The organism is Streptomyces palmae (genome assembly GCF_004684805.1).
Lineage (GTDB): Bacteria > Actinomycetota > Actinomycetes > Streptomycetales > Streptomycetaceae > Streptomyces > Streptomyces palmae.
Genome location: NZ_SRID01000241.1, coordinates 1 through 10,569, shown reverse-complemented (window position 1 = coordinate 10,569; position 10,569 = coordinate 1). Strand labels below are relative to the sequence as shown.

Sequence of the window (10,569 nt, the reverse complement as noted above, 5' to 3'; positions counted from 1 at the left end):
GCACCCCCACTCCCGCCGCCCGCTCACTCGCCCGGGCCGCCGAGGTCGCCCTGACCGCCGCCGCCACCTGGTCGGTCATCGGCGGCACCTCGCTGTGCCGGGAGGCGCTCACCATCCAGGACGCGCTGGCCGCCGGTGAACTGGACGCGGCCCGGCGGCGGCTGCCGCATCTGTGCGGACGCGATCCGCAGGCGCTGGACGGGCAGCAGATCGCCCGCGCGGTGGTGGAGTCGGTGGCCGAGAACACCTCCGACGCCGTGGTGGGCGCGCTGCTGTGGGGGGCGCTGGGCGGGGTCCCCGGCCTGGTGGGTTTCCGCGCGGTCAACACGCTGGACGCCATGGTGGGCCACCGATCGCCGCGCTACCGGCGGTTCGGCTGGGCGTCGGCCCGGCTGGACGACGTGGCCGGCTGGCCGGGCGCCCGGCTCACCGCGGCGCTGGCCGTCCTGGCCGGCCCCGATCCGCGCGGTGCGCTGCGCGCCTGGCGGGCCGACGGGGCCGCGCACCCCAGTCCCAACGCGGGCCCGGTGGAGGCGTCCTTCGCCGGCGCGCTGGGCGTACGGCTCGGCGGCACCCTGGCCTACGGCGGCCGGGTGGAGCACCGGCCGGTGCTGAACGCCGCGGGCCGCCCGGTGGAGACCGGGGACATCGCGCGGGCCGCCCGGCTGTCGCGGCGGGTGGCGGTGCTGGCGCTGGCGACCGCGGTGGCCGCCCGGCCGGTGCTGCGCGGCGCCGGGCCGACCGCCCGCCGCCGACTGGCCGCCGCCGTGCTGCTGGGCGCCGCCGGTGCCGCGCGTACCGGACTGCGCCGCGGGGCACGGTCCGCCGGGGAGGGCCCGGCGGTGCGGCCGCGGGCCGCCGGATCTGCGAGGGTGCGGCCCCTGGCCGCCGGAGAGGACAGGCCATGACCAGTACGGGCGATACGGGCCGTACGAGCGGGGGCGGGCTCGGCGGCGGGCTGCTGGTCGCCGGAACCACCTCGGACGCGGGCAAGAGCGTGGTGACGGCGGGCATCTGCCGCTGGCTCAGCCGCAAGGGGGTGCGGGTGGCCCCGTTCAAGGCGCAGAACATGTCGCTGAACTCCTTCGTCACCCGGGACGGGGCGGAGATCGGGCGCGCCCAGGCGATGCAGGCGGCCGCCGCCCGGGTGGAGCCGTCCGCGCTGATGAACCCGGTGCTGCTCAAGCCCGGCGGCGACCGCACCAGCCAGGTCGTGCTGCTGGGCAAAGCGGTGGGCGAGCTGAGCGCGCGCGGCTACCACCGGGGCCGCCAGCAGGAGCTGTTCGGCACCGTCACCGAGTGCCTGGCGGAGCTGCGGCGCACCCATGACGCGGTGATCTGCGAGGGCGCGGGCAGTCCGGCGGAGATCAACCTGCGCCGCTCCGACATCGTCAACATGGGGCTCGCCCGCGCCGCCGGGCTGCCGGTGGTGGTGGTCGGCGACATCGACCGGGGCGGGGTCTTCGCCTCCTTCTTCGGCACCACCGCCCTGCTGTCCCGGGAGGACCAGCGGCATGTGGCCGGCTATCTGGTGAACAAGTTCCGCGGCGATGTGTCGCTGCTGGAGCCGGGCCTGGAGATGCTGCGCGAGCTGACCGGTCGCCCCACCCTGGGCGTGCTGCCGTACGCGCACGGGCTGGGCATCGACGAGGAGGACGGGCTGCGGGTGTCGCTGCGCGGCACGGTGCGGGAGAGCGCGGTGGCGCCGCCGCACGGCGCGGAGGTGCTGCGGGTGGCGGTCGCCGCCGTCCCGCTGATGTCGAACTTCACCGATGTGGACGCGCTGGCCGCCGAGCCAGGCGTGCTGGTGCGGTTCACGGACCGGCCGGAGGAGCTGGCCGACGCCGATCTGGCGGTGCTGCCGGGCACCCGCGGCACCGTGCGCGCGCTGGCGTGGCTGCGGCAGCGCGGCCTGGACCGGGCGATCGCGCGGCGGGCCGCCGAGGGCCGCCCGGTGCTGGGGATCTGCGGCGGCTTCCAGATGCTGGCGCGGCGGATCGAGGACGATGTCGAATCCCGGGCCGGCACGGTGGACGGGCTGGGCCTGCTGCCGGTGACGGTGCGGTTCGCGACCGAGAAGACGCTGGCCCGACCGGTGGGCACCGCGCTCGGCGAGCCGGTGGCCGGGTACGAGATCCACCACGGGGTCGCCGAGTCGCAGGGGGGCGACGAGGAGTTCCTGGACGGCTGCCGGGTGGGCGCGGTCTGGGGCACCCACTGGCACGGCTCGCTGGAGAGCGACGGCTTCCGGCGCGCCTTCCTGCGCCGGGTCGCGGCCGACGCGGGCCGGGCCTTCGTCCCGGCCCCGGACACCTCCTTCGGCGAGCTCCGCGAGGAGCAGTTGGACCGGCTGGGCGACCTGATCGAGGAGCACGCGGACACCGGCGCGCTGCTGCGGCTGATCGAGGACGGGGTGCCGGCGGGGCTGCCGTTCGTGCCGCCGGGGGCGCCGTGAGCCCGTCCTCGGTGCCGGCGCCGCGGCCCGTCCCCGACCGCCGCTCGGCCCTTCCCGGCGCCCCGACCGCCCCTGAGCACACCCCGCGCAGACCACGACGCCCCTCGCAGGAGGTTTCCGCATGAGCCCCACCCCCTATCCGTTCACCGCCGTGGTCGGGATGGCCGAGCTGCGGCTCGGTCTGCTGCTGAACGCGGTGTCGCCGGCGATCGGCGGCGTCCTGGTGCGCGGTGAGAAGGGCACCGCCAAGTCCACCGCGGTGCGCGCGCTGTCCACCCTGCTGCCCGCCGTCGCGGTGGTCCCCGGCTGCCGGTTCTCCTGCGATCCGGCCGCGCCGGACGAGGGCTGCCCGGACGGTCCGCACCAGCCGGGCGGCGGGGTGGACCGCTCCGCCCGCCTGGTGGAGCTGCCGGTCGGCGCCTCCGAGGACCGGGTGGTCGGCGCGCTGGACATGGAGCGGGCGCTGGCGGACGGGGTGACGGCCTACCAGCCCGGGCTGCTGGCCGAGGCGCACCGCGGGATCCTGTACGTGGACGAGGTCAACCTGCTCGCCGACCACCTGGTCGACGTGCTGCTGGACGCCGCCGCCATGGGTTCCTCGTACGTGGAGCGCGAGGGCGTCTCGATCCGGCACGCGGCCCGCTTCCTGCTGGTCGGCACGATGAACCCGGAAGAGGGCGAGCTGCGGCCGCAGTTGCTGGACCGCTTCGGCCTGACGGTGGAGGTGGCCGCCTCCCGGGAGCCGGAGGAGCGGGTCGAGGTGGTGCGCCGCAGGCTGGCGTACGACGAGGATCCGGCGGGCTTCCGCGCCCGGTGGGCGGCCGAGGAGGAGGCGCTGCGGGCGCGTATCGCCGCCGCGCGCGCCCTGCTGCCCGCGGTGCGCCTGGGGGACGGCGCGCTGCGGCAGATCGCCGCCGTGTGCGCGGCCTTCGAGGTGGACGGGATGCGCGCGGACATCGTCACCGCCCGCACCGCCACCGCTCTGGCCGCCTGGGCCGGGCGTACCGAGGTGGCCCGGGAGGACGTGCGGCAGGCGGCGCTGCTGGCGCTGCCGCACCGGCGGCGGCGCAATCCGTTCGACGCGCCGGGGTTGGACGAGGAGAAGCTGGACGAGGTGCTGCGGCGGTTCGCGGACGACGACCCGGAGCCGGAGCCGGAGGGACCGCACGACCCGGACGACCCGGACGGTGGCGGCGGGGACGACGGGGGCGGCGGCCCGGGCGGCGGTGCGCCGGAGCGGACGCCGCCGGCCGATGGCCGGCCCTCCCCCGAGCAGTCGGACTCCTCCCTTCCGGGGCCGCGCTCCGAGCCTGGCGCGGCGGATGGCGCCGAGCGGCCGGCGGAGCGGGACGGGGCCGGGTCGGAGGCCGACGCCCCGCCCGGCGCCCCGGTGTCCGGCGGCGAGGGGCCCGAGCAGCGTGCGGTGGGTGCCGGGGAGCCGTTCCGCATCCGGAGGCTGTCGGTGCCGGGGCTGGGCGAGGGGGCGGCCGGGCGCCGCTCCCGGGCCCGTACCCGGCAGGGCCGTACCACCGGGGCGCGCCTGCCCAGCGGCCCGGTGTCGGCGCTGCATCTGCCGGCCACCGTACGGGCCGCCGCCCCGCACCAGGTGGCGCGCGGGCGGAGCGGCGCGGGGCTGGTGATCCGCCGCGGCGATCTGCGGGAGGCGGTGCGCGAGGGCCGGGAGGGCAATCTGGTGCTCTTCGTGGTGGACGCCTCCGGCTCGATGGCGGCCCGGCAGCGGATGGGTGCCGTCAAGGGTGCGGTGCTCTCCCTGCTGCTCGACGCCTACCAGCGGCGGGACAAGGTCGGTCTGGTCTCCTTCCGGGGGGCGGGCGCCGAACTGTCGCTGCCGCCCACCTCCTCGGTGGACGCGGCGGCGGCCCGGTTGGAGCGGCTGCCCACCGGCGGCCGGACGCCGCTGGCCGCCGGGCTGCTGAAGGCGCACGAGGTGCTGCGCGTCGAGCGAATGCGGGATCCCGCGCGGCGCCCGCTGCTGGTGGTGGTGACCGACGGCCGGGCGACCGACGGCCGGGGCGCGGGCACCCGCGGGCGTGCCGCGGGGAGCGGCGCGGGCGAGCCGCTGGCGCGGGCGCGCCGTGCGGCGGGCCTGCTCGCCGCCGAGCAGATCGCCTCGGTGGTGGTGGACTGCGAGAGCGGGCCGGTGCGGCTGGGCCTGGCGGCCCGGCTGGCCCAGGATCTGCGCGGCACCGCGATCACCCTTGATGAGCTTCGCGCGGACCAGGTGACCGCCCTGGTACGCGAGGTACGGACCGTTCAGCGAACCCGGAGGGCCGCGTAATGCCGCAAGGACAGCCGATCACCGTTCCCGACGACGGGCTCACCACCCGCCAGCGCCGCAACCGTCCGCTGGTGCTGGTGCACACCGGGGTCGGGAAGGGCAAGTCGACCGCCGCCTTCGGGCTGGCCCTGCGGGCCTGGAACCAGGGCTGGCCGGTGGGGGTGTTCCAGTTCGTGAAGTCCGCCAAGTGGCGGGTGGGCGAGGAGCGGGCGCTGCGGGTGCTGGGCGACTCCGGCGAGGGCGGCACCGTCGCCTGGCACAAGATGGGCGAGGGCTGGTCCTGGGTGCAGCGCGACCCTGCCTCCAGCGAGGAGGCGGCGCGCGAGGGCTGGGAGCAGGTCAAGCGGGATCTGGCGGCCGAGACCTACCGGCTGTACGTGCTGGACGAGTTCGCCTACCCGATGCACTGGGGCTGGGTGGACCCCGAGGAGGTGGTCTCGGTGCTGCGCGACCGGCCGGGCACCCAGCATGTGGTGATCACCGGGCGGAACGCGCCGCGGCCGCTGCTGGACTTCGCCGATCTGGTCACCGAGATGTCCAAGGTCAAGCACCCGATGGACACCGGGCAGAAGGGCCAGCGGGGCATCGAATGGTGACCGTCCCCGGCGCTCCCCGCCCGGCCTCCGGCCACCGGATCCCCCGGCTGGTGATCGCCGCGCCGTCCTCCGGCAGCGGCAAGACCACGGTGAGCACCGGGCTGATGGCGGCGTTCACCGAGGCCGGTCTCGCGGTGTCCCCGCACAAGGTGGGCCCGGACTACATCGATCCGGGCTACCACGCGCTGGCCACCGGCCGCCCCGGCCGGAACCTGGACGCCTACCTGTGCGGGCCGGAGCGGATCGAGCCGCTGTTCCTGCACGGTGCGAGGGGTTGCGACCTGGCGCTGGTCGAGGGCGTGATGGGTCTGTTCGACGGGGCGAGCAACCAGGGGGAGCTGGCGTCCACCGCGCAGGTGGCGAAGCTGCTGCGGGCCCCGGTGGTGCTGGTGGTGGACGCCTCCTCGCAGTCCCGCTCGGTCGCCGCCCTGGTGCACGGTTTCGCGTCCTGGGACCCGGAGGTGTGGCTGGCCGGGGTGATCCTCAACAAGGTCGGCTCCGAGCGGCACGAGGAGTTGCTGCGGGAGGCCCTGGAGGGCTCCGGGGTGCCGGTGCTGGGGGCGCTGCGGCGGACGGCCTCGGTGGGCACCCCCAGCCGGCACCTGGGGCTGGTGCCGGTGGCCGAACGGCGGACCGAAGCGGTGGACGCGGTGGCGGAGTTGGCGGCCCGGGTGCGCGCGGGCTGCGACCTGGAGGGGCTGCTGGCACTGGCCCGCAGCGCCCCACCGCTGACCGGCCCCGCCTGGGATCCGGTGGCGGAACTCGCGGACACGGTGCCGGAACTCGCGGGTACGGTGCCGGCTTCGGCCGGGCGGCGGCCGGTTCTGGCGGTGGCCGGGGGTGCCGCGTTCACCTTCGGCTACGCGGAGCACACCGAGCTGCTGACCGCGGCCGGCGCCGAGGTGGTGGGCTTCGATCCGCTGCGCGACGAGAGGCTGCCGGAGGGCACCGGTGGGCTGGTGATCGGCGGCGGCTTCCCCGAGGTGTACGCGGCCGAGCTGTCCGCGAACGAGCCGCTGCGCGCGGCGGTGGCCGATCTGGCCGCCGCCGGTGGGCCGATCACGGCCGAGTGCGCGGGCCTGCTGTATCTGGCGCGCTCGCTGGACGGCAAGCCGATGTGCGGGGTGCTACCCGCCGCGGCGCGAATGACCGAGCGGCTGACGCTGGGCTACCGGGAGGCGGTCGCCCTGCACGACAACGTGCTGGCCACCGCGGGCACCCGGGTACGCGGCCATGAGTTCCACCGCACGGTGCTGGAGCCGGGCGCCGGCACCGAACCGGCCTGGGGCCTGGTCCACCCGGCGCGCCGCGTGGAGGGCTTCGCGCCCGACCCGGTGCACGCCTCCTACCTCCATGTGCACTGGGCCGCCGCGCCCCAGGTCGCCGCCCGTTTCGTGGGCCGGTGCGCGGGGTGAGTCCGCGCCGCCCGCTGACCGTGGGCGTGGGGGCGCGGCCCGGGGTGGCCGAGGCGGAGGTGCGGGAGCTGGTCCTGCGTACCCTCGCCGAGGCCGGGCAGCCACCATCCGCGGTGGCCGCGCTCGCCACCACGGCGGCCAGGGCCGGTGAGCCGGGGCTGACCGCCGTGGCGGCCGGTCTGGGCGTCCCCCTGCTGGCCTTCGCCGCCACCCGACTCGCCTCCGTCCAGGTACCGAGCCCCTCGGCGCGGGTACGGGCCGCCACCGGCACCCCGAGCGTCGCCGAGGCCGCGGCGCTGCTGGCCGCCGGCCCGGACGGCGAACTCCTGGTCCGCAAACGGAAGTCGACACCCTCACCCGGCGCCCTCGCCTCCGCCACCTGCGCCGTGGCCGCGGCGCGGCCCTGAGACCGCGTCCGGCGGCCCGGCCTCACGCGCGGGGATCCTCCGCGGGCAGGAGGCGGCGGATTCTCGTTGTGTGCGGTGCTGCGGACCAGGAGCTCGTCACGGCGGGCGGCGGCATCCACCGGATGGCCGACCGGCTCGCCCACCGGGACACCGCCGTACTGTCCCCGGCCGAGTTGGCCGGCGCGCTGGCGGAGCCGCCGGCCACCCCTGGAAACCGCCGTTCAGCGGCTACGACCGGGCGCTGGGCCACGATGTGGTGCACGGCCTGGACATCACGGTCGCGCTGGGCCTGGACCGCCGGGTCCCCGAGGACCGGCTGCGGGTGGTGCTGGACGGCGTCACACCGCGCAGCGCCCGGTACTTCGGCGCCGATGTGCGCGGCGTCGAGCTGCGGGCCGACGGCCTCGACTGGTCCTTCGGCGCCGGGACGCCGGTGACCGGCGCGGCGCGGGACCTGCTGCTGGCCCTCTTCGGCCGGAAGCTCCCGGCCGGCCGTCTGCGGGGCGCGGCGCACCGGCGCTTCACGGTCGGCTGAGACCGGTACGGGAGGTACCGCCTCGGGAGGGGACGGTGGGGGGGAGCCGCCGGCGCGTCCCTCGGCGCTTGTGGAGGTCACCCCAGGTGGGCGGGGCGCACGGCGCCTCAGTAACGTCTGGGGGAAACCCCGTTCGGCGTGCTCGTGCCAGCGTGCCGTGCGCCGCCCAGCGCCGCCCCCGCGGGCCCTGCCCGAGGGGAGCCACCGTGTCCGAGGAGATTCCGTGACCATCCTGCCCGCGCCACTCACCTCGGATCACGGCACCCGGTCGGCGGCGGACGGGTTCGACCTGCGCCACCACGGCGACGCGGAGGTGCTGGGCGCGGACGCCGCGCTGACCGATCTGGCGGTCAATGTGCGCGAGGGCACTCCCCCGGCCTGGCTCAAGGCCCGCATCGCCGCCTCGCTGGACGGTCTGGCCGGCTATCCGGACGGGCGCGCCGCCCGGCTCGCGGTCGCCGACCGGCACGGCCTGCCGGTCGAGCGGGTGCTGTTGACGGCGGGCGCGGCGGAGGCGTTCGTGCTGCTGGCCCGGGCGCTGCCGGTCCGCCGACCGTTGGTGGTGCACCCGCAGTTCACCGAGCCCGAGGCGGCGCTGCGGGATGCCGGGCACCGGGTGGAGCGGCTGGTCCTGGAGGAGCGGGACGGCTTCCGGCTGCGGGCCGAGCGGGTGCCCGAGGACGCGGATCTGGTGGTGGTCGGCAATCCGACGAACCCCACCTCGGTCCTGCACCCGGCCGCCGAACTGGCCGCGCTGGCCCGGCCGGGCCGCACTCTGGTGGTGGACGAGGCGTTCATGGACGCGGTACCCGGGGAGCGGGAGTCGCTGGCCGGACGGACGGACCTGCCGGGTCTGGTGGTGCTGCGCAGCCTCACCAAGACCTGGGGGCTGGCGGGGCTGCGCATCGGCTACGTCCTGGGCGCGCCCGAGACGATCGCCGCCCTGGAGCGTGCCCAGCCGCTGTGGCCGGTCTCCACTCCGGCGCTCACCGCGGCGGAGGCGTGCTGCGCGGAGCCGGCGCTGGCCGAGGCCGCACGGGCCGCCGGGACCATCGCCGACGACCGGGCCCATCTGGTGGCCCGGCTGGCCGAGTTCGAACGGATCCGGGTGTGCGGACCGGCGGCCGGCCCGTTCCTGCTGATCCGGCTGGAGGGTGCGGACCTGGTCCGCGAACGGCTGCGCGGGCACGGATTCGCGGTGCGCCGCGGCGACACCTTCCCGGGTCTCGGCCCGGAGTGGCTGCGCCTGGCGGTCCGCGACCCGGCCACCACGGACCGCTTCATCGCAGCCTTGGAGAAGGTACTCGACACGGTCTGACGCCGGGGCGTGGCGCCGGACGACCACGCGGCGGAACGGACCTGGACGCCGCGGGACGAACGGGCTCTCGCGCGCAACGGCGACCAGCCAGGGACCGCACAGCGAAACAGGCTGGCCCCGCACGCCGGGACAGGCCGTGGCCGCGCGTCCGAACAGGCCACGTACCGCTCGGCGAAACGGGCCGTAGGCCACACGGCGAAACGGGCCGGGGCGCCGCCGGGTTGGTTCACCCGGCCGCGCTCCGGCCCGCCTAGAGGTCAGCCGTTACGGCGATGCCGCCGCTCAGCCGTGCTCGCGCACGGCAGCCGCACGCCGCTTGCGGGCCCACACCAGGGAACCGCCGCCGAGGGCGACCAGGGCCGCCGCCCCGCCCGCCACGTACGGGGTGTTGGAGCTGCCACCCGTCTCGGCGAGGTCATCCCCCGAACCGGTCTGGGAGTGCACATCGCTTCCCTTGCCCGGGTCCTTGGGGTCCTGACCGGGGTCCCCGGGCTTGTCCTGACCCGGCTGCTCGTGGCCCGGGTTGTCGTCGCCCGGCTTGCCCGGAGTGTCATCCCCCGGCGCGGTGGAGCCGGCGGGGGTGTGGCAGCTGGCCTCGGCGAGCGTGACCTTGCCCTGCACCTTGGCGACACCCAGCTTGAGCGGGTCCACGGCGACGTTCAGCTCCAGCACGGTGGCCGCCGCCGAGCGGGACGTGGTGGCGGTACGCCCCAGGTCCAGGCGGACGGTGCCGACGCCGGGCACGTCCACCTTGGTGGTGCCGGAGGCGCCGAGCTTGACCCGCTGGCCGAGCACCAGCGCGCTGGCCAGCGGGCTGGACTGGGCACGCGGGGCCTTGCCGACCTCGCAGACCGCCTTGGCGGTGACCGCGTCCACCTCGATCAGCGAGAGCAGCGGCAGACCCGGCACGTGGACCTTGGCGTGGGCCAGGTTGGCGTACCCCTCGGCACGCTTGCGGTCCACGGTGGCGCGGGCGGTGGCCACGTCCGCACGCAGCACCTGGACGGGCTTGCCCCCTTCAACCCCGTCCAGGGTGGCGTTGAGCAGGGTCTTGTTGGCGGAGGCGGGCGCCTTCACCTCGTTCAGGGCCAGGTTCAGCGGAACCTGGACGGTCTTGTTGAGCAGCGACACGTTCAGGCCGGTGCGCAGCACGGTCGCGTCGGACCGGCCCGCCGCGCCGCTGCCGCTGGCGGCCTCGGAGCCGCCGGCGGCGTGTACGGGTGCCGCGCCGATCAGCACCGTGGCCGCGGTGGCGGCGGCAGCGGTGGCCAGGCGGCGGGTCGGCACGCCGAAGAGTGAGTTGGTGGAACAGGACACGTGTGTGGAACCCCCACAAGAGACTTGGAGCCGCCGGCATCGCACCACGGGGGACTTCGCGGATGCCGACGGCCTCGACGCCTGACATATTTGCGGTACGTACGGTGAACGGTCAGCCACCCGGGGTGAGTTCACACCATCGGGTGGATTCCGCCGCCGCATTCGATTCCGCGTCGAACTGTCGCGTCTTTGGGGGGTACGGGCGTCTCCGCAGGGCGCGGTGGGGG

Annotated in this window: 9 protein-coding genes; 8 read left to right on the top strand and 1 reads right to left on the bottom strand. The window is 76.4% G+C overall.

Annotated features, from left to right (window positions below):
- The 8 genes from E4099_RS22060 to cobC form a co-directional block, all read left to right on the top strand.
- On the top strand, nt 1-908 hold a 908-nt coding region (locus tag E4099_RS22060; RefSeq protein WP_135340845.1), incomplete at its 5' end, for a CobD/CbiB family cobalamin biosynthesis protein.
- Nucleotides 905-2,455, top strand: coding sequence for a cobyric acid synthase (locus E4099_RS22055; protein ID WP_135340844.1), 1,551 nt, complete (start codon nt 905-907; stop codon nt 2,453-2,455). The genes E4099_RS22060 and E4099_RS22055, both read left to right, overlap by 4 nt.
- Nucleotides 2,456-2,576: 121 nt before the next feature.
- A complete protein-coding gene (locus E4099_RS22050) occupies nt 2,577-4,754 on the top strand; it encodes a putative cobaltochelatase (protein WP_135340843.1) in 2,178 nt (725 codons plus the stop codon).
- Entirely contained in the window at nt 4,754-5,350 is a 597-nt protein-coding gene (gene cobO, locus E4099_RS22045) for a cob(I)yrinic acid a,c-diamide adenosyltransferase (protein ID WP_135340842.1), read from the top strand. Before E4099_RS22050 ends, cobO begins: the two co-directional genes overlap by 1 nt.
- Nucleotides 5,344-6,765, top strand: coding sequence for a cobyrinic acid a,c-diamide synthase CobB (locus E4099_RS22040; protein ID WP_135340841.1), 1,422 nt, complete (start codon nt 5,344-5,346; stop codon nt 6,763-6,765). Before cobO ends, E4099_RS22040 begins: the two co-directional genes overlap by 7 nt.
- Nucleotides 6,753-7,172, top strand: a complete 420-nt coding sequence (locus tag E4099_RS22035) for a cobalamin biosynthesis protein (RefSeq protein WP_245245076.1) — start codon at nt 6,753-6,755, stop codon at nt 7,170-7,172. Before E4099_RS22040 ends, E4099_RS22035 begins: the two co-directional genes overlap by 13 nt.
- Before the next feature lie 256 nt (nt 7,173-7,428).
- A complete protein-coding gene (locus E4099_RS35065) occupies nt 7,429-7,707 on the top strand; it encodes a maleylpyruvate isomerase mycothiol-dependent enzyme family protein (RefSeq protein WP_342451936.1) in 279 nt (92 codons plus the stop codon).
- 229 nt (nt 7,708-7,936) lie between these two features.
- On the top strand, nt 7,937-9,025 hold the full coding sequence (gene cobC, locus E4099_RS22025) for an Rv2231c family histidinol phosphate aminotransferase CobC (protein WP_386388819.1): 1,089 nt from the start codon (nt 7,937-7,939) through the stop codon (nt 9,023-9,025).
- A gap of 282 nt (nt 9,026-9,307) precedes the next feature.
- Here cobC and E4099_RS22020 read toward each other — a convergent pair whose 3' ends face one another.
- Nucleotides 9,308-10,342, bottom strand: coding sequence for an SCO1860 family LAETG-anchored protein (locus E4099_RS22020; protein ID WP_245245075.1), 1,035 nt, complete (start codon nt 10,340-10,342; stop codon nt 9,308-9,310).
- Nucleotides 10,343-10,569 lie beyond the last annotated feature (227 nt).

What these genes read in the sequence shown, in the direction of transcription:
- E4099_RS22055 (WP_135340844.1), top strand. Translation starts at nt 905, where the DNA reads ATGACCAGTACGGGCGATACGGGCCGTACGAGCGGGGGCGGGCTCGGC.
- E4099_RS22050 (WP_135340843.1), top strand. Translation starts at nt 2,577, where the DNA reads ATGAGCCCCACCCCCTATCCGTTCACCGCCGTGGTCGGGATGGCCGAG.
- cobO (WP_135340842.1), top strand. Translation starts at nt 4,754, where the DNA reads ATGCCGCAAGGACAGCCGATCACCGTTCCCGACGACGGGCTCACCACC.
- E4099_RS22040 (WP_135340841.1), top strand. Translation starts at nt 5,344, where the DNA reads ATGGTGACCGTCCCCGGCGCTCCCCGCCCGGCCTCCGGCCACCGGATC.